General features: G+C 70.8%; 25 protein-coding genes and 1 tRNA gene. 23 read left to right on the top strand and 3 right to left on the bottom strand.

From position 1 onward, the window contains the following. The first annotated feature begins 191 nt into the window (after positions 1 to 191). The 7 genes from ABG090_RS11500 (at position 192) to ABG090_RS11470 (ending at position 5,012) form a co-directional block, all read left to right on the top strand. Entirely contained in the window at positions 192 to 1,079 is an 888-nt protein-coding gene (locus tag ABG090_RS11500) for an alpha/beta hydrolase (protein ID WP_347754644.1), read from the top strand. A gap of 27 nt (positions 1,080 to 1,106) precedes the next feature. After that, entirely contained in the window at positions 1,107 to 2,156 is a 1,050-nt protein-coding gene (locus ABG090_RS11495; RefSeq protein ID WP_347754642.1) for a biotin/lipoate A/B protein ligase family protein, read from the top strand. 50 nt (positions 2,157 to 2,206) lie between these two features. Continuing rightward, complete coding sequence (locus tag ABG090_RS11490) at positions 2,207 to 3,061, top strand: TerC family protein (RefSeq protein ID WP_347754641.1); 855 nt, start codon at positions 2,207 to 2,209, stop codon at positions 3,059 to 3,061. 58 nt (positions 3,062 to 3,119) lie between these two features. Continuing rightward, a complete protein-coding gene (locus tag ABG090_RS11485; RefSeq protein ID WP_347754640.1) occupies positions 3,120 to 3,440 on the top strand; it encodes a GNAT family N-acetyltransferase in 321 nt (106 codons plus the stop codon). A 143-nt stretch (positions 3,441 to 3,583) separates the two neighbouring features. Continuing rightward, a tRNA-Gly gene (locus ABG090_RS11480) sits at positions 3,584 to 3,654 on the top strand. Positions 3,655 to 3,731: 77 nt separating this feature from the next. Next, positions 3,732 to 4,151: a GNAT family N-acetyltransferase gene (locus ABG090_RS11475; protein ID WP_347754639.1), complete on the top strand. Its 420-nt coding sequence runs from the start codon at positions 3,732 to 3,734 to the stop codon at positions 4,149 to 4,151. Between the two features lie 93 nt (positions 4,152 to 4,244). Further along, a complete protein-coding gene (locus ABG090_RS11470) occupies positions 4,245 to 5,012 on the top strand; it encodes a DUF2993 domain-containing protein (protein ID WP_347754637.1) in 768 nt (255 codons plus the stop codon). 55 nt (positions 5,013 to 5,067) lie between these two features. Here ABG090_RS11470 and ABG090_RS11465 read toward each other — a convergent pair whose 3' ends face one another. Together ABG090_RS11465 and ABG090_RS11460 are read right to left on the bottom strand one after the other, a co-directional pair. Further along, positions 5,068 to 5,589, bottom strand: a complete 522-nt coding sequence (locus ABG090_RS11465) for a hypothetical protein (RefSeq protein WP_347754636.1) — start codon at positions 5,587 to 5,589, stop codon at positions 5,068 to 5,070. 75 nt (positions 5,590 to 5,664) lie between these two features. Further along, positions 5,665 to 6,576 (bottom strand): EamA family transporter, encoded by a 912-nt coding sequence (locus ABG090_RS11460; RefSeq protein WP_347754635.1) that lies wholly within the window; start codon positions 6,574 to 6,576, stop codon positions 5,665 to 5,667. Between the two features lie 142 nt (positions 6,577 to 6,718). Here ABG090_RS11460 and ABG090_RS11455 point away from each other — a divergent pair, with 142 nt between their 5' ends. The 9 genes from ABG090_RS11455 (at position 6,719) to ABG090_RS11415 (ending at position 18,363) form a co-directional block, all read left to right on the top strand. Continuing rightward, complete coding sequence (locus ABG090_RS11455) at positions 6,719 to 7,738, top strand: ABC transporter ATP-binding protein (RefSeq protein WP_347754634.1); 1,020 nt, start codon at positions 6,719 to 6,721, stop codon at positions 7,736 to 7,738. Further along, positions 7,735 to 8,775 (top strand): ABC transporter permease subunit, encoded by a 1,041-nt coding sequence (locus tag ABG090_RS11450; RefSeq protein WP_347754633.1) that lies wholly within the window; start codon positions 7,735 to 7,737, stop codon positions 8,773 to 8,775. Before ABG090_RS11455 ends, ABG090_RS11450 begins: the two co-directional genes overlap by 4 nt. 16 nt (positions 8,776 to 8,791) lie before the next feature. Beyond that, positions 8,792 to 9,265 carry a YbaK/EbsC family protein gene (locus tag ABG090_RS11445; RefSeq protein WP_347754632.1) on the top strand — a complete coding sequence of 158 codons (474 nt, stop codon included), beginning with the start codon at positions 8,792 to 8,794 and terminating at the stop codon, positions 9,263 to 9,265. A 116-nt stretch (positions 9,266 to 9,381) separates the two neighbouring features. After that, positions 9,382 to 10,182 (top strand): Ltp family lipoprotein, encoded by an 801-nt coding sequence (locus ABG090_RS11440; RefSeq protein ID WP_347754631.1) that lies wholly within the window; start codon positions 9,382 to 9,384, stop codon positions 10,180 to 10,182. A gap of 163 nt (positions 10,183 to 10,345) precedes the next feature. Next, entirely contained in the window at positions 10,346 to 12,655 is a 2,310-nt protein-coding gene (glgX, locus tag ABG090_RS11435) for a glycogen debranching protein GlgX (protein ID WP_347757598.1), read from the top strand. A 17-nt stretch (positions 12,656 to 12,672) separates the two neighbouring features. Next, the gene (gene treY / locus ABG090_RS11430) at positions 12,673 to 15,012 is read left to right on the top strand and encodes a malto-oligosyltrehalose synthase (protein ID WP_347754629.1); all 2,340 of its coding nucleotides are present in this window, start codon (positions 12,673 to 12,675) and stop codon (positions 15,010 to 15,012) included. Further along, the gene (locus ABG090_RS11425) at positions 15,009 to 15,419 is read left to right on the top strand and encodes a hypothetical protein (protein WP_347754628.1); all 411 of its coding nucleotides are present in this window, start codon (positions 15,009 to 15,011) and stop codon (positions 15,417 to 15,419) included. Before treY ends, ABG090_RS11425 begins: the two co-directional genes overlap by 4 nt. A gap of 59 nt (positions 15,420 to 15,478) precedes the next feature. Continuing rightward, positions 15,479 to 17,248: a malto-oligosyltrehalose trehalohydrolase gene (gene treZ, locus ABG090_RS11420; RefSeq protein WP_347754627.1), complete on the top strand. Its 1,770-nt coding sequence runs from the start codon at positions 15,479 to 15,481 to the stop codon at positions 17,246 to 17,248. 95 nt (positions 17,249 to 17,343) lie between these two features. Beyond that, complete coding sequence (locus tag ABG090_RS11415; protein ID WP_347754625.1) at positions 17,344 to 18,363, top strand: hypothetical protein; 1,020 nt, start codon at positions 17,344 to 17,346, stop codon at positions 18,361 to 18,363. 24 nt (positions 18,364 to 18,387) lie between these two features. Here the strand turns inward: ABG090_RS11415 and ABG090_RS11410 are convergent, their stop codons facing one another. Further along, positions 18,388 to 19,362 (bottom strand): helix-turn-helix domain-containing protein, encoded by a 975-nt coding sequence (locus ABG090_RS11410; RefSeq protein ID WP_347754624.1) that lies wholly within the window; start codon positions 19,360 to 19,362, stop codon positions 18,388 to 18,390. Between the two features lie 118 nt (positions 19,363 to 19,480). On the opposite strand from ABG090_RS11410, the gene ABG090_RS11405 reads away from it, so the two are divergent. From ABG090_RS11405 to ABG090_RS11375, 7 genes are all read left to right on the top strand, one after another. Next, positions 19,481 to 19,765 carry a hypothetical protein gene (locus tag ABG090_RS11405; RefSeq protein WP_347754623.1) on the top strand — a complete coding sequence of 95 codons (285 nt, stop codon included), beginning with the start codon at positions 19,481 to 19,483 and terminating at the stop codon, positions 19,763 to 19,765. Between the two features lie 46 nt (positions 19,766 to 19,811). Further along, positions 19,812 to 19,997, top strand: a complete 186-nt coding sequence (locus tag ABG090_RS11400) for a hypothetical protein (RefSeq protein ID WP_347754622.1) — start codon at positions 19,812 to 19,814, stop codon at positions 19,995 to 19,997. Between the two features lie 60 nt (positions 19,998 to 20,057). Beyond that, a complete protein-coding gene (locus ABG090_RS11395) occupies positions 20,058 to 21,584 on the top strand; it encodes an amidohydrolase family protein (RefSeq protein ID WP_347754620.1) in 1,527 nt (508 codons plus the stop codon). Positions 21,585 to 21,777: 193 nt separating this feature from the next. Beyond that, on the top strand, positions 21,778 to 23,973 hold the full coding sequence (locus tag ABG090_RS11390; RefSeq protein WP_347754618.1) for an acyl-CoA dehydrogenase: 2,196 nt from the start codon (positions 21,778 to 21,780) through the stop codon (positions 23,971 to 23,973). A 230-nt stretch (positions 23,974 to 24,203) separates the two neighbouring features. After that, a complete protein-coding gene (locus tag ABG090_RS11385; protein ID WP_347754617.1) occupies positions 24,204 to 25,307 on the top strand; it encodes an acyl-CoA desaturase in 1,104 nt (367 codons plus the stop codon). Positions 25,308 to 25,341: 34 nt separating this feature from the next. Then, positions 25,342 to 25,953, top strand: a complete 612-nt coding sequence (locus tag ABG090_RS11380; RefSeq protein ID WP_347754616.1) for a 1-acyl-sn-glycerol-3-phosphate acyltransferase — start codon at positions 25,342 to 25,344, stop codon at positions 25,951 to 25,953. An 85-nt stretch (positions 25,954 to 26,038) separates the two neighbouring features. Beyond that, a complete protein-coding gene (locus ABG090_RS11375) occupies positions 26,039 to 26,482 on the top strand; it encodes a pyridoxamine 5'-phosphate oxidase family protein (protein WP_347754615.1) in 444 nt (147 codons plus the stop codon). Positions 26,483 to 26,498: the final 16 nt, after the last annotated feature.

Here is a 26,498-nt window from a genome sequence, read left to right as displayed (position 1 = left end):
GCCCCGCCGGCCCCTGCGCCGGCCCACCCAGCGCCCCGCGCCGGCCGTCAACCGGCCCTGTGGCGCGGCGAGCGGCTGAGGCGGTTGCCAGACCACAGGGCCGGTTGACGGACGGAGATCGGTGGGCGCGGCGGAGGAGGGCGGGGTGCACCGATGCGGCCACAGCCAGCGAGCCGTCCTAGAATGCGGCCGTGCCCAAGTTCACCGCCATCCGCACCGAGTCGACCCTGGTCGACCTGCAGGGCGTGACCATCCACTGCTACACGTGGCGGCCAGGCAAGCCCAAGGCGGTCGTGCTCATCGCGCACGGCCTCGGCGAGCACGCGCTGCGCTACGAGCACGTCGCCCAGCACCTGGTCGGCGCGGGCTACGCCGTGTGGGCCCTCGATCAGCGCGGTCACGGCGCGACCGGCATCGAGCAGCACGAGGGCGATCTGAGCAAGCTCGGGCACCTCGGACCGGGCGGCATGCGCGCCGTGGTCGGCGATCTCGCGAGCCTGCTCAAGCGCATCCGCGGCGAGCACCCCGGCCTGCCGGTCGCGATCCTCGGCCACTCCTGGGGCTCGCTCTCCACCCAGATCCTGCTGAACGGCTCGGCGTCGCTCGTCGACGCCGCAGTGCTCACCGGCACGTCCTATCGGATGCCCGGCTGGATGAACGCGGGCGACCTGAACGCCCGCCATACGCATCTCGGCGAGACCGGCTACGAGTGGCTCTCGCGCGATCAGGCGGTCATCGACGCCTTCGTGCTCGATCCGCTCACGTTCCCCGCGAAGCCGCTGCAGCTGTTCGGCCCCGTCGAGGGCGCGCGCCTCTACGGAGTGCCGGCCCGTCGCATCCAGCCAGACATCCCCGTGCTCATCGCCGGCGGCTCGGACGACTCGCTCGGCGGCTCCAAGTCGCTGCAGAAGCTCGGCGAGGTCTACCGCAAGCGCTCGCAGCTCAGCGACGTCACCGTCACCGTCTACCCGGGTGCGCGCCACGAGATCCTCAACGAGATCAACAAGTCGAAGGTGCTCGACGACATCGTCGAGTGGCTCGACCAGCGACTGGTGCCGAGCGCGGCCGAGCGGCGCTGAGCCGAGCCGCCGCCCTAGGCTGGATGCATGCACGGCGAGTACAAGGTTCCCGGCGGCAAGCTCGTGGTCGTCGACCTCGACGAGCGAGACGGCCGCATCGTCGACTTCCGCCTCGCGGGCGACTTCTTCCTCGAGCCCGACGAGGCGCTGGCGGCGATCGATGCGGCCGTCGAGGGGCTGCCGGTCACGGCGACCGCGGTCGAGATCGGCGAGGCGATCAAGGTGGGGCTGCCGCGGGACGCGGTGCTGCTCGGCTTCACGCCCGAATCGGTCGGCGTCGCGATCCGTCGCGCGCTGCAGCATGCGAGCTCGTTCAGCGATTACGAGTGGACGATCATCGACGACGAGCCGCGGCTGCCGATCGTGCATGTGGCGCTCGACGAAGTGCTGACGGAGGAGGTCGGTGCCGGCCGCCGCGGCCCCACCCTCCGGTTCTGGAACCTGGCAGGGCCCGCCGTCTACCTGGGCTCGTTCCAGTCGTACAGGAACGAGGTGGAGCCGGATGCCGCCGAGCGCCACGGCATCCCGGTGCTGCGCCGCATCACCGGCGGCGGCGCGATGTTCTCGGAGCCCGACAACGCCATCACCTACTCGCTCTACGTGCCCGGCGACCTGGTCTCGGGCATGAGCTTCCAGGATTCCTACGCGTTCCTCGACGCCTGGGTGATCGAGGCGCTCAAGGGTCTCGGCATCGACGCCTTCTACGCGCCGCTCAACGACATCACTTCGGCGAAGGGCAAGATCGGCGGCGCGGCGCAGAAGCGCCTCGCTTCCGGTGCCGTGCTGCATCACGCGACCATGTCGTACGACATCGACGCCGACAAGATGACCGAGGTGCTCCGCATCGGCAAGGAGAAGCTGAGCGACAAGGGCACCACGAGCGCGAAGAAGCGCGTCGACCCGTTGAAGTCGCAGACCGGCATGGAGAAGGCTGCGGTGCAGGATGCGCTCAAGGCCACCTTCCGCAAGCTGTTCGGCGGCGCCGACGGGGCGCTCACCGAGGCCGAGCTCTCGGCGGCGGACGATCGCATCCGCACGAAGTTCAGCACCAGGGAGTGGCTGCACCGCGTGCCATGAACCGATCCGTCCAGACTGACGGCATCTACGACGCCTAGAATCGCCGCACCATGGACTTCTCGCTCGTTCTCACGCCCGACCTGCTCGCCATCTTCCTGACGCTGTTCGTGCTCGAGATCGTGCTCGGCGTCGACAACGTCATCTTCATCTCGATCCTCGCCGCGAAGCTGCCGAAGTCGCAGCAGGCGAAGGCGCGCACGCTCGGCCTGACGCTCGCGATGGTGATGCGCATCGGCCTGGTGCTGCTGGCCGGCTGGATCATCACGCTCAACACCGACCTCTTCACGCTGTTCGGCATGGGCTTCTCGGGCCGCGAGCTCATCCTCATCTTCGGCGGCGGCTTCCTCCTCTACAAGGCGATCCACGAGATCCACCTGAAGCTCGAGGGAGAAGAGGGCCACGAGGCGTCGGCGGGCACGGCCACCTTCGGCGCTGTGCTCGCGCAGATCCTCGCCATGGATCTGGTGTTCTCGCTCGACTCGGTCATCACCGCTGTCGGCATGACGAGCAACATGATCGTCATCATCACCGCGGTGGTCATCTCGTTCGGCATCCTGCTGTTCTCGGCGAAGTACATCTTCGACTTCGTCAACCGCCACCCGACCGTGAAGATGCTGGCGCTGTCGTTCCTGCTCCTGATCGGCGTCTTCCTGATCGCGGAGGGCTTCGGCTTCCACATCGACAAGGCATTCATCTACGGCCCGATGGTGTTCGCCGTGCTCGTCGAGGGCCTGAACCTCTGGGCCGCGGCGCGCCGCCGCAAGCGCGCAGGCAAGGCCGACGAGGCGGTGCGCCTGCATTTGCGCACCTACGCCGGCCCGGTGCGCGGCGAGGGCCGCGACCTGGAGGGGCAGTCGCCCGCGACGGCCGCGAGCCCCGAGCGACCGACTGAGCCGATTGACTGAGCCGACGGACTGAGCCGACGGGCTTGTCGTTCGCGGCAGTGCCGGGTTGGATGGGGCCATGAACGAGCCGCAGACATCTCACGACCACGTCATCGTCGGCGACGACAGCGACCGGGGGCGCTACGAGGCGCACGTGGGCGGTCGCCTCGCCGGCGTGCTCTCGTATGTCGATGACTCGGACGGCAACCGGGTGCTGCAGCACACCGTCGTCGGCGACGAGTTCGGCGGCCACGGCGTCGGAGGAGCCATGGCGGCGTTCGCGCTCAGCGACGCGGCGGAGTCGGGGCGGCAGATCGTGCCGCAGTGCACGTTCGTGCAGTCCTGGCTCGAGAAGCACCCGCAGCAGCAGCAGCACGTCGCGCACCCCTACGGCAGCTGACGACGCCCGCCGCCGCTCGCACCAACCGCTCGTCGAGGAGCGTCGGCCGCGGGCCGACGCGTCACGAGACCCGGCAGGCCGACGCGTCACGAGACCCAGCACAGCAGCGTGCCGTAGACTGTCGGAAGCCGCTCAGCGGTCGCGCGGATGTAGTTCAATGGCAGAACTTCAGCTTCCCAAGCTGATAGCGCGGGTTCGATTCCCGTCATCCGCTCACACAGGCCCGGCAGAACGCCGGGCCTTCATGCTCTCGGCACCCGCCGCTCGTGCTGCTGCAGGTAGCCTCTGCCCGTGACCATCGACATCCGCACCGAGATCCCGAGTCCCGCGGCGATCGTCGAGCTCTACCGCTCCGTCGGCTGGAGCGCATACACGGATGACGCCGACCGGCTCGTGGCGGCCGTGGCCGCATCGCACCGCGTCTTCACCGCGTGGTCTGCGGACGCGGAGCTCATCGGGCTCGCGCGCACGGTCTCCGACGGGCTCACGATCGCGTACCTGCAGGACATCCTGGTCGCGCCGCAGCACCAACGCGGCGGCATTGGCGGCGCGCTGCTCGACGCGGTGGTCGCCGCGTCGTCCGGGATCCGCCAACTGGTGCTGCTGACCGATGACGCGCCTGCACAGCGCGCCTTCTACGAGTCGCGCGGCTTCACCGAGGCGCACGACGTGGCACCCCGCGCGTTGCGCTCATTCGTGCGCCTGCGCTGACGCCGCACAGGCGCGCCCGAGCGCTCGCGTCTACGCTCGACGTGTGATTGCGAACCGCTGCGACGAGATCCGCGCCGACAACGGCGGCCGCGCATGAGCGACGCCGCCGAGACGCCGCGACGTCGCGGACGCGGCTTCGTCATCCTCGCCATCGTGCTCGTCGTGGTCGCGGCACTGGTGGTGGCCGCCGAGCTCGTCGCGCGCCAGGTGGTGCCCGACACGATTCGCTCGACGGTGGTCGAGCAGCTCTCGCTGCCGCCGGAGCACCCGGTCCAGGTGGAGGTCGACGGCATCCTGCTCCCGCAGCTCGTCGCCGGATCGCTCGCTGATGTGCGGATCGCGTCGGAAGCCGTTACCGTCGGCGCGTTCGCCGGCGACATCACCGCGCAGTTCGAGGACGTCCCGATCCGGGGTGACGGCGCGGCCGCGAGCGGTGCGGCGCAGGTGCGCATGACCACCGAGCAGCTGCGCTCGCTGCTGGCGACCATCGACGGCTTCCCGGCCGAGACCATCGAGCTGGAAGCGCCGAACGTCACCGCGTCGACCGAGTTCTCGCTGCTGGGCGCGACGATCGCGCTGGGGCTGGTGCTCGAGCCCAGTGCCGCCGACGGCGACCTCGTGCTCTCGCCCGTCGAGGGCAGCATTGCGGAGGCGACCGTCACCGCCGAGCAGCTGCGGCAGCAGTTCGGCGGCCTGCTGGAGCCGGTGCTGCAGGACCGCAGCGTCTGCGTCGCGTCGTCGCTGCCCGCGGCGCTGACGCTGGAGTCGATCGAGGTGGAGGCGGATGAGCTCGTCGCCGGCTTCGACATCGACGGCGGCATCATCAATGATCCGGCGCTGCAGGAGGACGGCACCTGCTGAGAGCCTGCGCGTGCACGCCCCGGTTGTTCGTGCACGCGTGCTGCAGCAGCGCGGCTCAGTCCGGCACGGTGAGCGGCTGCAGCACGCCGAGCTGCAGCCACGCGAGCGGCGCGACCACGGCCAGCGCCGCGACCAGCAGGAGCGTCAGCACCACCACGATGTACTGCACGCGCCGTCGCCCGTGCGAGATGCGGCGGAAGCCCCACGCGATCGGCAGGCCGACGAGCGCCACCATGAGCGCGATCGTCGGAGCGACCCAGTGCGGCACGCATGCGAGCGCCGCGAGCAGCGCGACCCCGATCGCGAGCGGCAGCATCGACTTCTCCCGCTGCTGAGCCGTCTCGGCTGCGGGTGGCGCGTTCCAGGGCGGCATCGGCGGCCGGATCTCGGAGGCCAGGCCGGCGGATGCGTCGGTCGGGTTCCCGACCGGTGGCAGCCCGCGGGTCCACGGCGCTGCGGCTGACGACGGAGCGTCGCCGGCGGTGTCTCCGTCCCGCCGCTGCTCGGCACCGTCGCCGGGCACGGCACGGCGATGCGGCGGCGCCCAGCGCCGCGCATCCTCGTCATGCCGGTCCACGCGGCCATCCTCCCAGCCTCGACCGGCACGCGGCTTGGACGGACCCGTGAGCGCGACCGAGCTCGCCGCGCAGCCTCAGGGCACGAGCGGCATCTGGCCGGTCTCCGGCGGCATCGGCCGTGCACGGGCGGCGGTGATCGCGACGCCCGCCGAAGCGGCCACGACGAGCGCGAGCGCGAGCACGTCGAGACCCGTGAGCAGCTCGCCGATCACGAGGAATCCGAAGATCGCGGCCGCCGCGGGCTCGGCAGACATCAGGATGCCGAACACCCGCGTGGGCACCCGCCGCAGCGCCAGCATCTCGAGTCCGTAGGCGATCGCGCTCGAGAGCATCGCGACCGCGAAGGCGGGCAGCAGCACGGTCGGGTCGGCGGAGACCGCGCCCACCACGCCCAGCAGCCCGAACGGCAGCACGGCGAAGGTCGCGATCACGAGCGCGCCCGCGAGCCCGCCCACGCCCTGCACGTGCCGCCCCACCGAGGCGGAGGCGAGGATGTACGCCGCCCAGCAGCCGCCGGCGGCGAGCGCGAGCACGACGCCCAGCGGATCGAGCGAGCCGTCGAACGACTGCACGCCCAGCACGCCGACGCCCGCCACCGCGAGGCCGACCCAGGCGAAGTCGATCGGGCGCTTCGAATGCGAGAGCGCGACAACGAGCGGGCCGATGAGCTCGAGCGTCACGGCCACCGCGATCGGGATGCGCGGCAGCGCCAGGTAGAACAGCAGGTTCATGCCGGCGAGCGCCAGCCCCAGGAACAGGATCGAGCGCCAGGCGGCACGGTTCCACGAGCGGATGTCGGGCCGCGCGATCAGCAGCATCACGACCGCGGCGATCGCGAGCCGCAGCAGCGTCAGCGCCGCCGGATCGATGCGGTCGAAGAGCGTCTTGGCGATCGAGGCGCCGAACTGCACTGACGAGATCGAGCACAGCACGAGCAGCACGCCCGCGACCATGCCGCCGGTGGAGAGACGACGGAGGCGGGGCACCGCTCCAGCCTAGGCATGGCGGGCACACCGGGCGGCATCATCCTCGCGGCTGATCTTCCGCGCGCGGAGTGGGCAATCCTCACATTGCCGGGCAGGATGGCCCCATGACCACAAGGCAGTGCCGCGCGGCCGAGGCCCCCGAGTGAGCGACAGCGCGCCGGGGGCGCCCGAGCCCATCCCCGCATCCTCCCCGCCGGTGTTCGTCGACCCGCTCACGCAGCAGTCCGAGCGCCCCGAGCCGGGCAGCGGCGGCATCGTCGTCGAGCGCGTCGCGCGCAGCTTCGGCGGCGTCCACGCGGTGCGCGAGATGTCGTTCCACGCCAAGCCCGGTCGCGTCACCGGCCTCATCGGCCCGAACGGGGCGGGCAAGACGACGCTGCTGCTCATGCTGGCCTCGCTGCTGGCGCCGAATGCGGGCTCGATCCGGATCGACGGCGTGGATCCCATGCACGACCCGCGAGCGGTGCGCCGCGTCATGGGGTGGATGCCCGACGTGCTCGGCACCTGGCGCACGCTCACGCCGCACAGCATCCTCACCACGGTCGGGCGGCTGCACGGGCAGTCGCGCGCCACCGCGAGCGAGCGCGCGGATGAGCTCATCGTCGAAGCGAGGCTCGAGGAGCTGGCGAACCGCCCGAGCCGGGTGCTCTCGCGCGGCCAGCAGCAGCGGCTGGGACTGGCGCGCGCCATGGTGCACCGCCCGCGCGTGCTGCTGCTCGACGAGCCGGCGGCCGGGCTCGACCCGACCTCGCGCGTCGAGCTGCGCGAGATGCTGCGCTCCTTCGCCGCCGACGGCGGCACGGTGCTGATCTCGAGCCACGATCTCTCGGAGCTCGACGAGATGGCGCACGACGCGGTCTTCGTCGACCGCGGCGAGGTGGTCGGCGGCGAGCGACTCGTGCTCGCCAAGCAGGCGGCGCGCGAGTGGCGCATCAAGGCGCTCGACCCGCGCGCGCTCGGCTATCAGCTCGCCCGCGTCGGCGTCGCGTTCGACCGCGTGCGCCTCGAGGGTGACTTCGCCTACGTGGCACTGGACCGCGACGAGGATGCGGCCGCGGTGCTGGCGCTGCTCGTGCAGGCGGGCGTCGGGGTGACGCACTTCGCGCCGTCGGTGGGCGACATCGAGCGCACCTACCTCGGCCTCGCGGGAGGGGCCCGATGAGCGCCTGGCTGCGCATGCTCGGCGTCGTCATCGGGCTGGAGCTCAAGCAGCGCGTGCGGTCGGTCGCCTGGTACGTGCTGCTCGGCGTCGTCGCGCTCGTGGTCGGCGGCGTCGTCACCGTGCTCTTCCTGTCGCTCGCGGGCTTCCAGCGAGACCTGGGCGGCGCGATCTTCTCGATGACGATCTTCCTCGTGCTGCTCGTCACCTCGCTCGTCACGCCCGCGCTCAGCGGCAACGCCATCAACGGCGACCGCGACGCAGGCACGCTCGCCTCCACACAGGTCACCCAGGTGACCGCATCCCAGCTCGTGCTCGGCAAGGTCATCGGCTCCTGGATCGCCTCGCTCGGATTCCTCGCGGTCTGCACGCCCTTCATGCTCGTCTCCGCGGCGCTGGGCGGGCTGCGCATGGAGGCGGTGCTCGTCGCGATACCGATCCTGGTGCTCGAGATCGGCGTCATCTCGGCGATCGGCGTCGGGCTCTCAGGACTCATCCGCAAGCCCGTGCTGTCGACGGTCGTCACGTACCTCGTCGTCGCGTTCTTCAGCGTCGGCACGCTCATCGGCTTCGGCGTCGGGACGCTCGCCTTCCAGCAGGAGGAGACGCGCGACGAGATCACGTGGGAGTACGACGAGCAGACCGGAGCCTCCACCTGCATCGAGACCGACCGCACGTACGAGACGACGGTGCCGCGCCCGGACCGCGTGTGGCTCATGCTCGCCGCGAACCCCTACGTGATCATGGCCGACGCCATCCCGCCGCACCTCGACGCGAGCGGCTACCCCGACGACATCTTCGGGCAGATCGGCCTCGGCGTGCGGATGGCGCAGGAGCCGCCGCGCGCGGAGTCGTGCGCCGACTACGGCGACGACGGCTCGTGGCAGGACCCGAACGAAGGCATCTACGAGCGCACCGCGCCGAGCTGGTTCGTCGGCCTCGGCCTGCACCTGCTGCTGGCGGGTGCGGCGGTGTGGGGCGCGATCGTGGCCGTGCGGGCCCCTGCCCGCACCCTCGCCGCGGGCAGCCGCATCGCGTGAGCGGCAGGATGAGGGCATGACGCTTCCGCAGAGGGCAGAGTCCATCCAGCAGCAGCTGCGCGCGCTGGGCATCGACCGCGAGGTGATCCACTTCCCCGAGGGCGTGCACACCGCGAAGGCCGCCGCGGCGGCGCTCGGCATCGAGGTCGGCGCGATCGCGAACTCGCTCATCTTCTGGATGGCGGATGCGCCGCTGCTGGTGATGACCTCGGGTCGCCACCGCGTCGACACCGCGGCGCTCGCCGAGCAGCTGGGGGAGGGCCCGATCGAGCGCGCCGCACCGGCGCAGGTGCGCGCCGCCACCGGTCAGGTGATCGGCGGCGTCGCGCCGCTCGGCCATCCCGCGCCGATCCGCACGCTCGTCGACGTCGCGCTGCGCGACTACCCGCTGCTGTCGGCGGCGGCAGGCACCGCCGACACCGTCTTCATGCTCAGGTACGACGAGCTGCTGCGCATCACCGGCGGCGAGGAGCGCGTCGTCGGCGACTGACGCAAACTCAGGTTTTGCGCAAGAAGCGCGCAAGCGTCTAGTGCGCCTTGCGCACATCTTCTTAACTGGCGGTTCCTCGGAGGTCCCTAGCCCCCGTCTTCCACATCGGAGACCCCATGTCGAACACCACGCCAAATCCGGTTGGGGTGCCCAATCCGGCATCGCGGGCACCTTCCGAGCAGTTCTCGACCCAACAGGTACCGACGAACTCGCATTTCAGTGGACAAATGGGTGCCGACCAGCCACCGCCACCACCGCAGTACCAGCCCCACCCCATGCCGCCCCAGCAAGGCCCGAAGAAGCCGGTCTATAAGCGGGTCTGGTTCTGGATCGCCCTGATCATCGCCCTTGCGCTCTTCGGCAGTGCCGCAAACGCGTTGGGCGGAAACGAGTCCGCAGCCCCCGTTGCACCGACTCGCGCGGCCATAGCGCCCGAGGAACCTGCCGAAGATGAAGCGGCCGCTGAGGCGGCGGCGGAAGCCGCTGCAGCAGAAGCTGAGGCCGCAGAAGCTGCAGCGGCAGAGGAAGCCGCAGAGGCGGCAACTGCGGAGGCAGAGGCGGCAGCGGCGGAGGCTGAGGCGGCGGAGGCGGAAGCGGCAGCTGCAGAGGCTGCAGCCGCGCCCGATTACTCACTGGCCCAGCAGAATGCGATCAGCAGCGCTGAAAACTACCTCCGCTTCATGGGATTCTCTCGCAGCGGCCTAATCGAGCAACTGGCGTTCGAGGGCTACGCAGAAGCGGACGCGACGGTTGCCGTCGACTCGCTCGACGTGGATTGGAACGAGCAGGCGGCTGTCTCAGCGCAAAACTATCTCGACACGATGGCGTTCTCCAGGCAAGGACTCATCGACCAGCTCGTCTTCGAAGGGTTCTCCACTGAGCAGGCTGCGTACGGCGCAACGGCCGTCGGATACTGAGGCGCGATTCTGCCCAGCGGTTATGAGGTCTGCATCTCGGTGCGATGCCACGAGTTCTGCTGGGGTACTTGCGCCGGCGTGTTCCCCTCATCGTCCGGAGCCTCACACCTGATGCAGAACTGACCCGCCTACACTCGGCAGCGTGACTGACACCTCTCCCGCTCTGCAGGTATGGCCCGGTGAGGCCTACCCCCTCGGCGCCACGTTCGACGGCTCTGGCACGAACTTCGCCCTCTTCACGGAATCGGCGGAGCGCGTCGAGCTCTGCCTCTTCGACGATGACGATGTCGAGACCAAGGTCGAGCTGACCGAGGTCGACGGCTTCGTCTGGCACGCCTACCTCCCGTCCGTGCAGCCGGGCCAGCGCTACGGCTACCGCGTGCACGGCCCCTACGAGCCCGAGCAGGGCCTGCGCCACAACCCCGCGAAGCTGCTGCTCGACCCGTACGCGAAGGCGACCATCGGCTCGATCGACTGGGGCCAGCCGCTCCACAGCTACAACTTCGGCGACCCCCTCAGCCTCAACGAGGAGGATTCGGCGCCCCACATGGTCAAGGGCGTCGTCATCAACCCGTTCTTCGACTGGACCGGCGACCGCTACCCGCGCACGCCCTACAACGAGACGATCATCTACGAGGCGCACGTCAAGGGCCTGACCGAGACGCACCCGGATGTTCCGGAGGAGCTGCGCGGCACGTATGCCGGTCTCGCGCACCCGTCGGTCATCGCGCACCTGCAGAAGATCGGCGTCACGGCGATCGAGCTGATGCCGGTGCACCAGTTCGTGCACGACGCGACGCTGATGGAGAAGGGCCTGCGCAACTACTGGGGCTACAACACCCTCGCCTTCTTCGCGCCGCACGCGGAGTACGCCGGCACCGGCCAGCTCGGGCAGCAGGTGCAGGAGTTCAAAGGCATGGTCAAGGCCCTGCACGCCGCCGGCATCGAGGTCATCCTCGACGTGGTCTACAACCACACCGCCGAGGGCAACCACATGGGCCCGACGCTCAGCTGGCGCGGCATCGACAACCGCGCGTACTACCGCGTCGTCGAGGACGACGAGCAGTACTACATGGACTACACGGGCACGGGCAACAGCCTGAACGTCGCCCACCCGCACTCGCTGCAGCTCATCATGGACTCGCTGCGCTACTGGGTCACCGAGATGCACGTCGACGGCTTCCGCTTCGACCTCGCGGCCACGCTCGCGCGCGAGTTCTACGACGTCGACAAGCTCTCGACCTTCTTCGAGATGGTGCAGCAGGATCCGGTGATCAGCCAGGTGAAGCTGATCGCCGAGCCGTGGGACATCGGCCCCGGCGGCTACCAGGTCGGCAACTTCCCGCCGCAGTGGACCGAGTGGAACGGCGAGTACCGCGACCAGGTGCGTGACTTCTGGCGCGGCGAGCCGACGGCGCTGGGCGAGTTCGCCAGCCGCCTGGCCGGCTCCGCCGATCTGTACGAGCACTCCGGTCGCCGGCCCGTCGCATCCATCAACTTCGTCACCGCGCACGACGGGTTCACGCTTCGCGACCTGGTGAGCTACAACGAGAAGCACAACGACGCCAACGGCGAGGACGGCAACGACGGAGAGAGCCACAACCGCTCCTACAACTACGGCGTCGAGGGCCCCACCGACGACCCGGAGATCCAGGCGGTGCGATCGCGACAGCAGCGCAACTTCCTGGCGACGCTGCTGCTGAGCCAGGGCGTGCCGATGCTGCTGCACGGCGACGAGCTCGGTCGCACCCAGGAGGGCAACAACAACACCTACGCGCAGGACTCCGAGCTCAGCTGGATCGACTGGTCGAACATCGACCAGCCGCTCATCGAGTTCACGGCAGCGATCGCGAAGCTGCGCCATGACCACCCGACCTTCCGGCGCAAGCGCTTCTTCACGGGCACCACGGTGCGCACCGGTGACGGCGAGCGGCTGAACGACATCGTCTGGCTGCTGCCCGACGCGACGCCGATGGAGTCCGAGCACTGGCAGGAGGCGGAGTCGGACAAGACCCTCGGCATGTACCTGAACGGCGAGGGCATCGCGGGTCTCGGCGACCGCGGCGAGCGCGTCATCGACAATCACTTCCTCATCTACTGCAATGCGTCGGAGGAAGAGCGGGAGATCACGATCCCGCCGGCCGAGTACTCGGAGGCGTGGGATGTGCTGATCGACACTGGTGCTGGGGTCACGAGCGACGGTCCGGTGCGGGCAGGCGAGGTCGGCAGGCTCGCGCCCCGATCCATCGCCGTGCTGCGCGAGCACCTGCCGGCTGTCGACCAGGATCACTCGGTGGCGGCGTCCGTCGCCGCCGCGAGCGGCAGCTCGGCGCCCGGCCCGGTCACAACGCCGGAGCCCCTGCCTCCCGAGGGGCGACCGCTGCATGCCTCCGCTCCGGTCGCGGATGACGACCAGCCAGTGGAGCCCGGCGTCGACGGCGTCGTTCCCACCAAGTCCGACTCCGACCACTGACCCCTAGAAGGAGAACAGTGCGCACGCCGCTCAGCACCTACCGTCTGCAGATCAACGAGGCCTTCACGCTCTTCGACGCCGCCGCGCGGCTCGAGGCGCTCGTCGACCTCGGCGTCGACTGGGTCTACCTGTCGCCGATCCTGCAGGCGGAGCCCGGCAGCGACCACGGCTACGACGTGGTCTCGCATGCGCGAGTCGATGCCTCGCGCGGCGGCAAGGAGGGCCTGGATGCGCTCGCCGCCGAGGCGCGCCGGCTCGGCATGGGCGTGCTGGTCGACATCGTGCCCAACCACGTGGGCGTCGCCACCCCCGAGCACAACGACTGGTGGTGGCAGGTGCTGCGGGACGGCGCCGAGAGCGCCCTGGCGGATGCGTTCGACATCGACTGGGAGGCCGGTGGCGGCAAGCTGCTGCTGCCGATCGTCGGCGACGACGACTGGTCGGAGGACGGCACGGTCGCCCACCTCGAGCTGGAGCCCGGCGGCGAGGCGCTGCGCTACTGGGACACGCGGCTGCCCGTCGCGCCCGGCACCGGCGAGGGCACCGCGCAGGAGGTGCTGGAGCGCCAGCACTACCGGCTGGGCCACTGGAAGCAGGGCGACGACCAGCTCAACTACCGCCGCTTCTTCGCCGTCAGCACGCTCGCGGGCGTACGAGTGGAGCTGCCCGAGGTGTTCGACGCCACGCACGGCGAGATCGAGCGCTGGTTCGACGAGGGTCTCGTGCACGGGCTGCGCGTCGATCACCCGGACGGGCTGCGCGACCCGGCCGGCTACCTCGAGGACCTCGATCGCATCACGGGCGGTGCCTTCGTCCTGGTCGAGAAGATCCTGGAGCCCGGCGAGGAGCTGCCGCGCTGGGCGACCGCCGGCACCACCGGCTATGACACGCTCGCGGCCATCGACCGCGTGCTCACCGACGCATCCGCGGCCGAGCGGCTCGATGCGCTCGACGCGCGCCTGCGCGGCGGCGAGACGGTCGACTGGGCCGAGCTCACGCACCGCACCAAGCGCCGCATCGCCGACGGCATCCTGCGCGCCGAGGTGCTGCGCCTCGAGCGCGAGGTACGGGCGGCGGATGCGTGGGGCGACGAGGGCGCGCCGGCCGAGACCGCAGACGCGATCGCCGAGCTGCTCGCGTGCTTCCCCGTTTACCGCTCGTACCTGCCCGACGGGCTCGAGCACCTGGGCACGGCCGCCGAGCGCGCCAAGCAGTATCGGCCGGAGCTCGCCGACACGATCGACGCGCTGATGCCGGTGCTCGGCAATGCTCGCCAGCCTGCGGCCCTGCGCTTCCAGCAGACCAGCGGCATGGTGATGGCCAAGGGCGTCGAGGACACGGCCTTCTACCGCTACTCGCGGCTCACGAGCCTCAACGAGGTCGGCGGCGACCCCGAGGTCTTCGCCATCGACGTGGCTGACTTCCACGCGGCGATGGGCCGACGGCAGGCCGAGTGGCCGCACGCGATGAATACGCTCTCGACGCACGACACCAAGCGGGGCGAGGATGTGCGCGCACGCATCACCACCATCGCCGAGGTGCCCGCTGCCTGGGAGGAGCTGCTCGACAAGCTGCTCGTGTTCGCCCCGCGTCAGGGCCGCGCCTTCGTCAACCTGCTGCTGCAGGCCGTGATCGGCGCCTGGCCGGCAAGCGAGGATCGCCTGGTCGCCTACATGGAGAAGGCGGCGCGCGAAGCGGACGCCATCACGCACTGGACCGATCCCGACACCACGTTCGAGGCGAACCTTACCGAGCTCGTGCAGCACGTCATCGCCGAGCCGGCCGCGCACGACGTCGAGGCGTTCCTCGCCGAGACGGAGGCAGGATTCCGCGCGAACGTGCTCGCCGCCAAGCTGCTGAACCTCACGATCCCCGGCTTCCCCGACATCTATCAGGGCGCGGAGGCGCTCGAGCAGTCGCTCGTCGACCCCGACAACCGTCGGCCGGTCGACTGGAAGCGGATGGATGCGCTGCGCGCCGAGGCGCGCGACCCACTGTCGCCCGAGTGGGATCTCGAGCTGGCGAAGACCCGACTCGTGCGGGAGGCGCTGCATCTGCGCCGTGCACATCCGGAGCGCTTCAGCGACTACTCGCCGCTGCTCAGTCACGGTGAGGCAGCCGAGCACGTGATCGCGTTCGACCGCGGTGGAGCGGTGGCCGTGGCGACGCGGCTGCCGATCGGACTGGCGGCGCGTGGCGGATGGGGCGACACGAGCATCCAGTTGCCCGATGCCACAGGCGGCGCAGGCCGCTGGCGGGAGCTGCTCACCGGTCGCGAGTTCGAGGGCGGCGCGGTGCAGCTGACCGAACTGCTGAGCACCCTCCCCGTCGCACTGCTGACTCGCACCGACACGTGACCGGCTGGCTGCTCGCAGCCTTCCGCGCGCTCGTCGTGCTCGTGCTCGGCTGCGCGGTGCTCGTCGTGCTCGGCCTGGTGGGCAGCGGGCCGGCCGAGATCACGCTGCTCGCCGTCGGTGTGCCGCCTGAGCTGCTGCCGGTGGGCAGCGTGCCGCTGCTCGTCGCGGGCGCGATCGTGGCAGCCCAGGCCGCCGCGCTGGTGTCCGCCACGCGGCGGCGCGAGTGGGGCCGGTGGGCGCTGCTCGTGATCGCGGCCGTGACGACGGCGACGCGGCTCTCCACCGGCGCGGCGACGGGCGATCTCCTCGCAGCCGCCGCGTTCTCGGCGGTCTGGCTGCTGCTGGTCGGCCTGCTCTTCCTCCCCAGCTCCACCGAGTGGTTCGACCGCCAGCGGCGCCCGCGCTGACGGTCGCGTCCCGGCACGCACACATCTGACACGGAGGAGCCGCTGGCACCATTGGTGACATGAGCGAGCTGCACGAATACCGGGTCTGGGCGCCGAACGCTGAGCGGATGCGCGTGGTCGCGGGCGACCGCACGGAAGCGATGACGCGCGGCGAGGCCGGGTGGTGGCACGCGCTCGCGCCGGCCGGCGACTACGGCTTCCAGATCGACGATGACGATGCCGTGCGTCCCGATCCGCGCTCCACGCACCAGCCCGGTGGGGTGCATGAGCGCTCGCGCACCTGGGATGCATCGGCGCATGACTGGGCCGACGGCGCCTGGACCGGTCGCCCGATCGCCGGAGGCGTGCTCTACGAGCTGCACATCGGCACCTTCACGCAGGAGGGCACGCTCGACGCCGCCGCCGAACGGCTCGGGCACCTGCTCGAGATCGGCGTGACGCACGTCGAGCTGCTGCCGGTGAACGCCTTCAACGGCACGCACAACTGGGGCTACGACGGCGTCGCCTGGTACGCGGTGCACGAGGGCTACGGCGGGCCGGCCGCCTACCAGCGCTTCGTCGACGCCGCGCACGCCGCCGGGCTCGCGGTCGTGCAGGACGTCGTCTACAACCACCTCGGGCCCTCCGGCAACTACCTGCCGCTGTTCGGTCCCTACCTCTCGAGCGAGGGACGCTCCACCTGGGGCGAGCACATGAACCTCGCCGAGCCGGCGGTGCGCCGCCACATCCTCGACAACGTGCGCTTCTGGTTCGAGTCGATGCACGTGGATGCGCTGCGCCTCGATGCCGTGCACGCGCTGCTCGACGAGAGCGAGCCGCACATCCTCGAGGAGATGGCGATCGAGACCGCCGCGCTCGCGGCGCATCTGGGGCGTCCGCTCGAGCTGATCGCCGAGAGCGACCTGAACGACCCGAAGCTCATCACGCCGCGTGAAGCGGGCGGCTACGGGCTGGATGGCCAGTGGTCCGACGACTTCCACCACGGCGTGCACGTGGCGCTCACGCGCGAGACCGAGGGGTACTACGCCGACTTCGAGCCACTGGCGGCGCTCGCCAAGTCGCTCGAGCGCGGCTTCTTCCACGACGGCACCTTCTCGTCCTTCCGCGGACGCGACCACGGGCATCCGATCGATACCCAGCGGTCGCTGTCCTGGCGCCTCGTGGTGAGCGCGCAGAACCACGACCAGATCGGCAACCGCGCGCGCGGCGACCGCACCTCGGAGGTGCTCGACGAGTCGCAGCTGCTCTGCGCCGCGCTGCTGCTCTACGGCGGTCCGTTCACGCCCATGCTGTTCATGGGGGAGGAGTGGGGCGCGTCGACGCCGTTCCAGTTCTTCACCTCGCACCCGGAGCCCGAGCTGGGCAAGGCGACCGCCGAGGGGCGACTGGCGGAATTCGAAGCGATGGGCTGGGATGAGTCGGTCGTGCCGGACCCGCAGGACCCGGCGACGTTCCAGGACTCGAAGCTCGACTGGAGCGAGCAGCGTCGCGAGGGCCACGCTCGCGTGCTCGACGGCTACCGGCAGCTCGCGGGTCTCCGCCGCGAGCTCGATGCGCTCACCGACCCGCACTACGCGCGCAACCGCGTCGAGGCCGACGAGCAGACCCGAGTGCTGCGCCTCATCCGGGGCGCTACTCCGTCGGTCGAGGAGCGCGCCGGCGTCGCCGGCACGCCAGTTTCGTCGGTCGAGATCGTCATCAACTTCGGCGACGAGCCCCAGACCATCTCGGTGACGAGCGACCGCATCCGCTTCCAGACGCATCCGTCGGTCGCGGTCGACGACGGCGTGCTCTCGCTCCCGCCCGGCAGCGGCGCGCTGCTCGCCTGAGCGGCACCTGCCGTCTCGCTCACCGCCCCGTCGGCTCCGGCCGGTCCGCGCACGCCGGCAGCCTGCCACGTGCGCATCGCCACTACCGTGGAGCCGTGACTCAGACCGTCGGCGAGCTCGACTTCCCCATCCATGGCTTCCTCGAGACGCGGCGCGGGCCGATCGTCGAGATCGCCCTCTCGAACGACCCGACGCGCATGGCGCGCACCTACGTGCTCGTGCCGGAGGGCGCGGGCGAGATCCCGCCCGGCGTCTACAGCACGCTCGTCAAGCAGGTCGTCGACCTCGACGAGGAGTTCGGCTGGGTGGTCGAGATCGACCTGGAGCCGGAGCCGAAGGCCGCCGAGGTGCGTGGCGACGCGACGCTCGACGACGAATGGGAGTCGGACGAGCGCGACCTGCTGATCGCATCAACCGCCGACCGGTTCCTGCAGGAGCCGCCGCCGGAGCGCGAGGGCGATGCGCCCGTGAATCCGTTCGGGCTGTGGGCGATCGACGCGCAGGGCGTGCCGTTCCGCGTCGAGGCCGAGCTCGACGAGGAGACCGGCGGGCTGATCGTCGAAGCGGCGACGCGGTTCGGGAAGGCGCTGCATCCCTGGGCCTACGGCGCGGTGCGCGCCGACACGCTCAGCATCGAGCAGCACGCGCTCGACGCTGACGACGCGCTGCTCGATCTGCAGCTCTATGCCTTCGACGGCAACGAGGATCATGCCTACGAGCGCTGGCTGGTCGGCACGCGCCGCGCCGTGGAGGCCGCAGCGCGCGAGCCGCTGCCGGAGTTCGACCCGGGGCGGTGGATGCGCTGGCTGACGCCCATAGGCGGCGGCGACCCGGTGGCGTTCGGCGGCTTCCTCGATCCTGAGGGCAGCGCGATCGAGCTGGCGCCGGTGATGCCGCAAGAGCCCGACTGGGCAGCCGGCCGGGTGCTGACGATCCCGCGCGAGCGCCCGGATCAGGAGTTCGGCGCGAGCCGCGAGGTGACCGTGTACGGCAAGCCCTACAAGGAGCTGCGCTCGTCGAACGCCAAGCTGCGCAAGCGCCCAGCCACGGCGATCGGCCGCTTCACGCTCGAGCCCGAGGGCTTCATGCCCCCGAGCTGGAGCTCGCTCGGCTGACGTCAGTGCCTGCGTCCGCCCCCGCTACGCCGTGACCGGCTCGGGGCGGGCGAAGCGGCGTCGGTACGAGGAGGGCGCGACGCCGAGCTGCCGCGAGAAGTGGTGTCGCAGCAGTGCGGCGGTGCTGAAGCCGGCCCGCTCCGCGATGGCATCGAGCCCGAGATCCGTGACCTCGAGCAGCTGCTGCGCTCGCTGCACCCGCTGCGACGTCAGCCATGCTGCCGGTGTCGTCCCCAGCTCTTCGCGGAATCGTCGCGCGAACGTGCGCTCGGACAGGTTCGCCCGACGCGCCAGCGCCGAGACCGAGTGCTCCTGCTCGAGGTGCTCGACCATCCACTCGATGAGCGGCGCGAGCGTCTCGGCGCGCTGGGCTGCGATCGGGCCGATGGCGAACTGCGACTGGCCGCCATCGCGCAGCGGCGGTACCACCATCGACCGCGCGATCGTCGCGGCGACCTGCGCTCCCTGCAACTCACGCACAATGTGGAGCGCTGCGTCGATCGCGGCCGCGGTGCCCGCACTCGTGGTGATCGGCCCGTCATCCACCCACAGCGCGTCGCGCTCGACGGTCAGCTGCGGGAACTCGGCTGCGAGCGCATCGGTGTGCGCCCAGTGCGTCGTGACGCGGCGCCCGGAGAGCACGCCCGCGCGTGCCGCGACGAAGGCGCCCGTGCACATCGTCAGGACTCGTGCGCCGCGCTCCACCGCACGCTGAATGACGCGCGCGACCGGCAGGCTGCAGGCCAGGTCGGCGCTGCATTCGGCGTAGGGCGTGATGATGATGACGTCGGCGCGATCGGCGAACTCGAGATCCTCGTCGACCATGACGGGGAGTGAGAGCCCGCCGGAGATGCGCACGGGGCCCGGCGTCGGCGTCACGACGCGGAAGTCGTTGCGCGGCACGCCGCGGTCGGTGCGATCGATGCCGAACACCTCGGCCGCCACGGCGAGCTCGAACACGGTCACGTCGTCGTCGACGATGCAGGCGATCTTCAGCATCTCTTCCCTCTCGGTCGGGCCCGTGTCGTCGGGCTGCAGACGCGGTTGACAGAATCTTATTGGATGTTGGCCATCCTGCCACTGGTGGCAGGAACTTCGCAAGCGCACACTTTCTGCCATGGACATCACCTGGATCATCGTCATCGCCGTGATCAGCCTCGCCGGCGTCATCGGCACCGCCATCTCGCTGCTGCGCGAGCGAGCACCGCGCGTCGTACCCGACCCCGAGCTGGTCGCCCGCATGCGCGATCGCCTGGCCGATCGCGAGGCGCGACTGCTGGCCGAGCAGCGCGCCGAGCGCGTCGTCGCGGAGCTGCAGGCGCGGGGTCGCGCGCCGCAGCGCTCGCAGCCGCGCAGCCCCCACGCCGTGAGCACCGAGCGCCTCTGGGCCGGCGGTCTCTGAATCTCGCCTCTGGCCCAATCCGGAGCAGGAGCGCATCATCATGGTCATGAACCCCACCTGGCTCAGCACCGCAGCCATGGATCCCACCTGGCTCGGCATCGTCGCCGCGATCGGCGCCCTCGGGCTGATCGCCACCGCCATCGCACTCGTGCGACAGGCGGCACCCCCCACTCGCGTCGATCGTGAGCGCGTCGCCCGTCGTCGAGGGACAACCGCGCGGCTCGCGCACTGACCGACATCGGGCGCCGCGCCCTCGCGACCGACGGGCGCGGCGCCCGGTAGCGTGCCGACCATGCGACTTGCGAATGTCCGCCTGCTCGACGGTCTCTACTCCCTGGGCGGAGCACCTGCCACCGGTGATCTGCTGGCCGATGTCGACATCGTCGACGGGGCGATCGAGCGGGTGAGCCCCGCCGGATCGACGCCGTCGGTGGGCGAGCGGGAAGATCTCGACGGCGCGACGCTCATCCCTGGCCTCTGGGATGAGCACACCCACATGGGGCAGTGGGCGCGCCACCGCACCCGACCGAGCGTGCTCGACGCCGCCACCGCCGACGAGGCCGCCGCGATCGCAGGCACGGCGGCGCGCGCGCACGCTGCGCACGCCGGGGCTGCCGGGGATCCGCTCGTGCTCGTCGGCATGCGCGACGGACTGTGGCCGGCTCCGCCCACGCGAGCGCTGCTCGATGCGGCGACCGGCACGGTGCCCACCCTCGTGGTCTCGAGCGACGTCCACTGCTCGTGGCCGAACACCGCCATGCTCGAGCGCCTCGGTCGCAACCTCGACGGCGCGCTGCTGCGCGAGGATGCGGCCTTCGACGCGCTTCAGGCGGTCGAGGGGATGCTCGACACCGATGCGCTCGACCGACTGGTCGTCGACGCGCTGGCGGCGGCCGCCGAGCGCGGCGTCGTCGGGGTCGTCGATCTCGAGTTCGATGATGCGGTGGGCGCGTGGACGCGTCCGGGACGCGTCACGCCCACGCGCGTCGAGGTCGGGGTCTACCAGCAGGATCTCGAGCTCGCGGCGCAGCGCGGCCTGCGCACCGGAGACCCGATCGCCGGCAGTGCCCGCATGGGCCGGCTGAAGGTCATCACCGACGGCTCGCTCGGCACCCGCACGGCGTGGACGGCGCATCCGTACGCCGGAGCCACCGGCAGCGAGGGCTCCGGCGTGCGGAACGTCGACGACGCCGACCTCGATCGGCTGCTGGCCCGCGCCGGCGAGCTCGGCCTCGCGGCCGCGGTGCACGCGATCGGCGACGCGGCCGTGGGCGCGGCGATCGACGCGTTCGAGCGTGCCGCGAGCGCAGGCCGCAGCAGCATCGACGATCGCATCGAGCATGCGCAGCTCGTCTCCGCGGCAGACATCCCCCGCCTCGCGCGGCTCGGCCTCACGGCCTCCGTGCAGCCCGAGCACGCGCTCGACGATCGCGAGCTCACGGAGTCGCTCTGGGCGGATCGCGCGGGTGACGCCTTCCGCATCCGCTCACTGCTGGAGGCCGGGGTGCCGGTGGTCCTGGGCTCCGACGCGCCGGTGACGCCGCTCGACCCGTGGCGCGCGATCGCCACCGCGGTCACGCGCACGCGCGGCGACGAGGAGCCGTGGCAGGCGGCCGAGTCCATCACGATCCCGCAGGCGATCGCCGCCTCGGCTCGCACGCGCATCGCCGCGGGAGAGCCGGCCGACCTCGTCGTGCTCGGTGCGCGGCTGCCGAGCGGCGACGATCCGCACCGGGTCGCGGCGGCGCTGCGCTCGATGCCCGTCGCGCGCACCCTGATCGGCGGCGCGACCGTCTTCGAGGCCTCCACGTCGAGCTAGCGCGGGTCGGCGACGCAGGTGCGATGGTCGACAGCGGATACGCCGCAGCGTTGTAGGCACGGCACAACTCGACGAGGGGCCCTCCCGCGTGCCCTTGTGCCCTCGATCAAGGGCAGGTGACCCCGGCCGGAGGCGCGCCTACCGTGGTAATGCGCCTGCAGAGGCGCCGCATCATCACGTCCGAGGGGGACCCATGGCCGACACGAACCGCACCCGCCGCCAGCGCAGCGAGGAGCCTCGCCAGCACGGCAAGGTCGATGTCGACTGGCTCGGGCGAGACCTGCGCGGCACCTGGGGCGAACGCCGCCTCGCGGCGCGCGCCAAGGTCGCCGACCCGCGCTACCAGCGCCTCGATGACCAGCCGATGGCCGACCACCGACAGCGCGTGCTCGAGCAGATGCACATGCTCGTCGACGACGGCGCCGTGCTCGCCGCCTTCCCGTCGCGCCTCGGCGGCGATGACGACCACGGCGGCAACATCGCCGGCTTCGTCGAGCTCGTGCTCGCCGACCCGAGCCTGCAGATCAAGTCGGGCGTGCAGTTCGGCCTCTTCGGCGCGGCCGTGCTGCACCTGGGCACCGACTACCACCACGACACGTTCCTGCCCGCGATCATGAGCCTCGAGGTTCCGGGTGCGTTCGCCATGACCGAGACGGGCCACGGCTCGGATGTCGCCTCGATCGGCACCACCGCGACCTACGACGAGGCGACGGAGGAGTTCGTCATCGACACGCCCTTCCGCGGCGCGTGGAAGGACTACCTCGGCAACGCAGCGCTGCACGGCACCGCCGCCGTGGTCTTCGCGAAGCTCATCACCAAGGGCGTCGACCATGGCGTGCACGCGTTCTACACGCCGCTGCGCGACGAGGATGGCAGCTTCTTGCCCGGCATCGGCGGCGAGGACGACGGCTACAAGGGCGGCCTCAACGGCATCGACAACGGGCGGCTCCACTTCACGCAGGTGCGCGTGCCGCGCGTCAACCTGCTGAACCGCTACGGCGATGTGACGCCGGACGGCACCTACTCGAGCCCGATCGACAGCCCGGGACGCCGCTTCTTCACAATGCTCGGCACGCTCGTGCAGGGCCGCGTCTCGCTCGACGGCGCAGCCGCGGTCGCCCAGCAGGCCGCGCTCGCCATCGCCATCCGCTACGGGTCGGAGCGCCGCCAGTTCAACGCGTCGAGCGAGACGCACGAGGAGGTGCTGCTCGACTACCGCCGGCACCAGCGCCGCCTGTTCACCCGCCTCGCCAAGGCCTACGCGCAGACCTACGCGCACGAGCGCCTGCTGGTGCAGTTCGACGGCGTCTTCTCGGGCCGCACGGACACGCCGGAGGAGCGAGAGGATCTCGAGACCCTCGCCGCCGGGCTCAAGTCGCTCTCCACCTGGCAGGCGCTCGACACGCTGCAGGAGGCGCGCGAGGCGTGCGGCGGAGCCGGCTTCCTGGGCGAGAACCGGCTCGTGCAGCTGCGCGCCGACCTCGACGTCTACGTCACCTTCGAAGGCGACAACACCGTGCTCCTGCAGCTGGTCGGCAAGCGCCTGCTCGGTGACTTCGCCAAGCAGTTCAAGGGCGCGTCGAAGGCCGACATCGCGCGCTTCGCCGCTGATCAGTTCTTCGAGCGCGCGTCGACGTTCGTGGGCCTGCGCACCCTCTCGCAGGATGTGCGTGACCTGCGCAACGTGAAGAAGTCGTCGATCGCGCTGCGCGACCGCGACCTGCAGCGTGAGCTGCTCGAGGATCGCGTCGAGACCATGGTCGCCGACATCGCCGGCCGTCTCCGGCACGCCCCGAGGGAGCAGGAGAAGGCCGCCGCCGCGTTCAACGCCGAGCAGCACCAGCTCATCGAGGCTGCGCGCGCCTGGGTCGAGCTGCAGCAGTACGACGCGCTCGCGCAGGCGGTCGACCGCAGCCCCGAGGCGACCAGGAAGGTGCTGACGCACCTGCGCGACCTCTTCGCGCTGACGATCATCGAGGAGCACGCGGCGTGGTACCTCGAGAACGGCCGCCTCTCCGGTGCTCGCTCGCAGGCCGTCAGCTCGACGATCGAGCGCCTGCTGCCGAAGATCCGCCCGCATGCGCTCGACCTGGTCGCGGCGTTCGGGCTCGGCGACGAGCACCTGCGCTCGCGCATCGCATCGGGCGCGGAGGGCAAGCGCCAGGCCGAGGCGCAGGCGCACTATGCCGAGCTGCGCGAATCGGGCCAGCTGCCGACGCCGGAGAAGAAGGCCAAGGGCACCGATCCCGACGCCCAGCCGATCGCCGTCGCCGGTGCCGCGCCGATCTCGCCAGAGGACATCCTGGACGACTCGGTCGAGGCAGCGCCGCACGCCGACGCGGCGGATGCCGCTGCGGACGCGGAGAGCGCCGGCGCCGCCGCGCGCTGACCCCGCTCCCATCGCGACGAAGCCCGGCTGCACTGCGCAGCCGGGCTCTGCGCGTGCGCAACCGAGCTGCAGGCGTGCGCCGTCAGGCCGCATGCATGCGCAACCCATAGCCCGTATTCCGCCTCCGGCATTGCGTACGCCATACGCTAAGAAGCATCCGAGGTCCCGACCACACGAGGTCGGCCGGCCTCCACCGGCTGGGAAGTCGCCGATGACCCCTAGGGGGCCGTATGACCACGACGACCGCACCCGCGGTGACACACGGAGCGCTGCGAACGACAGTCCGCGCATCCGATCGATCCGAAGAGGACCGCCGCGCCGACTTCCGAGTCGTTGCCAAGGCGGTGCGCGATGCGGGCCTGCTGGAGCGGGCTGTCGGCTTCTACACCTGGCTGATGGTCGGGCTCGGCGTCGCGCTCGTCGGGCTGCTCGTCGGGTCGGTGCTGCTGGGCGACAGCTGGTTCCAGCTGCTCATCGCCGCAGGCCTCGGCATCGTGCTGACGCAGATCTCGTTCGTCGCGCATGAGGCCTCGCACCGTCAGGTGCTGAAGTCGGGCCCCGCCAACGACCGCCTCGGCCGCATCCTCGCCGCCGGCGTCGTCGGCATCAGCCACCAGTGGTGGATGTCGAAGCACTCGCGCCACCACGCGAACCCCAACCAGATCGGTCGCGACCCCGACATCGAGGTCGACACGATCTCGTTCCTGCCGAGCGACGCGAAGCAGTCGCGCGGTCTGGTCCGGATGATCACCCGTCAGCAGGGCTGGTTCTTCTTCCCGCTCCTCACGCTCGAGGGCCTCAACCTGCACCAGCACTCGATCCGCACGCTGCTCGAGCGCCGACCCGTCACAGGCCGGTGGATCGAGCTCAGCCTCATCGCGACCCGATTCACCCTCTACATCACGTTCCTGCTGCTGGTGATGCCGCCGCTGATGGCGCTCGCGTTCTTCGCCGTGCAGATGGCCGTCTTCGGCGTCGGCATGGGCGCATCCTTCGCGCCGAACCACAAGGGCATGCCGACCGTCAGCCGCGACGCCAAGCTCGACTTCTTCACCAAGCAGGTGCGCACCTCGCGCAACGTGCGCGGCTGGGGCACGACCTCGCTGCTCGGCGGCCTGAACTACCAGGTCGAGCACCACCTCTTCCCGAACATGGCGCGCCCCCACCTGCGTGCGGCGAGCGAGATCGTGCGCGCCCACTGCGCGAAGCACGACATCGCCTACGTCGAGACCAGCCTGGTCGGCGCATACGGCGAGGTCGTCCGGTACCTGAACCGCGTCGGGCTCGCAGCGCGCGATCCCTTCGATTGCCCCATGCTGGACATGCGGCGCTGAGCGCGCCGCTGACGACCACCACCGAGGGGCACGCATGGGCATGATGCCGATCCGTCACGCGATCGCGCGACTGCACTGGGCGCTGAGCCCGTGGCAGCTGCAGCGCGAGCACCCGACGCATGACGGGCCGCGGCTGCTGATCGGCGCGCCCCACACGTCCAATCGCGACTTCGTGCTCATGCTCGCGATCACGTGGGATGCCCGCCTGCCCGTGCGCTGGCTCGGCAAGCGCGAGCTCTTCCAGGGCCCGTTCGGCCGCGTCATGCACTGGCTCGGCGGCATCCCCGTCGACCGCGACGACCCCGCGGGGCTCGCCGACCGCGTGATCGAGCTGGCCCGCACCGACCCGCACGCCGCGATCGTGGTGACCCCCGACGGCACGCGCAGCTCGAGCCAGTGGCGCAGCGGCTTCTACCGCATCGCCTACGAGGCGGGCGTGCCGGTCACGCTCGGCTTCGTCGACTCCGGCACCGGCACGACGGGGCTCGGCCCCACGATGCAGCTGACCGGCGACGTGCCCGCCGACATGGAGCAGATCCGCGCCTTCTACGCCGACAAGCGCGGCATCAACCCCGAGCGCACCACCGAGCCTCGCCTGGCCGACGAGGCGGGCCTCGCCGAGCGCCTGGCCCAGAAGCGCGCGTAGCCCCCTCCGCCGGTCGAGGAGGGCCGCAGGCCCGTCACGAGACCCGCCCCTGGCGCGCGCGCACCAGCGATGCAACCATGAGGCCATGGCCGAGAACCCCGTGCACGAGATCAGCGAGGCGGAGAGCCTCAAGCTCCTCTCCGTCTTCGAGTTCGGGCGCATCGCCTTCAACGTCGGCGATCGCCTCGAGGTCTTCCCGATCAACTACCACGCAGACGGCCACGAGATCACCTTCCGCACCGCGCCGGGGACGAAGCTCGCTGGCGTGCTGCTCGCCGACGATGTCGTGTTCGAGATCGACAACATCGGGGTGCGCGAAGCCTGGAGCGTCGTCGCGCACGGCAAGGCCCGACGGCTCGAGACGAGCGACGAGGTCGAAGCCGCATCGGCGCTGCCGATCTACCCGCTGATCCCCACCGTGAAGCGCGAGTTCGTGCGCATCGACCTCACCAGGGTCTCCGGTCGCCGCTTCCACCGCTGGGCGGAGCCTGCCGCTGACAGCGAGCCGGTCGTCGACTCGACCGACTGACCCGACCGGCTGCTGC

It is taken from the genome of Agrococcus sp. ProA11 (assembly GCF_039880525.1).
Classification (GTDB): Bacteria; Actinomycetota; Actinomycetes; order Actinomycetales; family Microbacteriaceae; genus Agrococcus; species Agrococcus chionoecetis.
Note: the sequence above shows the minus strand (reverse complement) of the source record. Positions and strands in the feature narration are given on the sequence as shown.

Excerpts from the sequence above, each read along its gene's own strand:
- ABG090_RS11495 (WP_347754642.1), top strand. The coding sequence starts at position 1,107 with ATGCACGGCGAGTACAAGGTTCCCGGCGGCAAGCTCGTGGTCGTCGAC.
- ABG090_RS11490 (WP_347754641.1), top strand. The coding sequence starts at position 2,207 with ATGGACTTCTCGCTCGTTCTCACGCCCGACCTGCTCGCCATCTTCCTG.
- ABG090_RS11485 (WP_347754640.1), top strand. The coding sequence starts at position 3,120 with ATGAACGAGCCGCAGACATCTCACGACCACGTCATCGTCGGCGACGAC.
- ABG090_RS11470 (WP_347754637.1), top strand. The coding sequence starts at position 4,245 with ATGAGCGACGCCGCCGAGACGCCGCGACGTCGCGGACGCGGCTTCGTC.
- ABG090_RS11450 (WP_347754633.1), top strand. The coding sequence starts at position 7,735 with ATGAGCGCCTGGCTGCGCATGCTCGGCGTCGTCATCGGGCTGGAGCTC.
- ABG090_RS11445 (WP_347754632.1), top strand. The coding sequence starts at position 8,792 with ATGACGCTTCCGCAGAGGGCAGAGTCCATCCAGCAGCAGCTGCGCGCG.
- ABG090_RS11440 (WP_347754631.1), top strand. The coding sequence starts at position 9,382 with ATGTCGAACACCACGCCAAATCCGGTTGGGGTGCCCAATCCGGCATCG.
- treZ (WP_347754627.1), top strand. The coding sequence starts at position 15,479 with ATGAGCGAGCTGCACGAATACCGGGTCTGGGCGCCGAACGCTGAGCGG.
- ABG090_RS11410 (WP_347754624.1), bottom strand. The coding sequence starts at position 19,362 with ATGCTGAAGATCGCCTGCATCGTCGACGACGACGTGACCGTGTTCGAG.
- ABG090_RS11405 (WP_347754623.1), top strand. The coding sequence starts at position 19,481 with ATGGACATCACCTGGATCATCGTCATCGCCGTGATCAGCCTCGCCGGC.
- ABG090_RS11400 (WP_347754622.1), top strand. The coding sequence starts at position 19,812 with ATGAACCCCACCTGGCTCAGCACCGCAGCCATGGATCCCACCTGGCTC.
- ABG090_RS11395 (WP_347754620.1), top strand. The coding sequence starts at position 20,058 with ATGCGACTTGCGAATGTCCGCCTGCTCGACGGTCTCTACTCCCTGGGC.
- ABG090_RS11390 (WP_347754618.1), top strand. The coding sequence starts at position 21,778 with ATGGCCGACACGAACCGCACCCGCCGCCAGCGCAGCGAGGAGCCTCGC.
- ABG090_RS11385 (WP_347754617.1), top strand. The coding sequence starts at position 24,204 with ATGACCACGACGACCGCACCCGCGGTGACACACGGAGCGCTGCGAACG.
- ABG090_RS11380 (WP_347754616.1), top strand. The coding sequence starts at position 25,342 with ATGGGCATGATGCCGATCCGTCACGCGATCGCGCGACTGCACTGGGCG.
- ABG090_RS11375 (WP_347754615.1), top strand. The coding sequence starts at position 26,039 with ATGGCCGAGAACCCCGTGCACGAGATCAGCGAGGCGGAGAGCCTCAAG.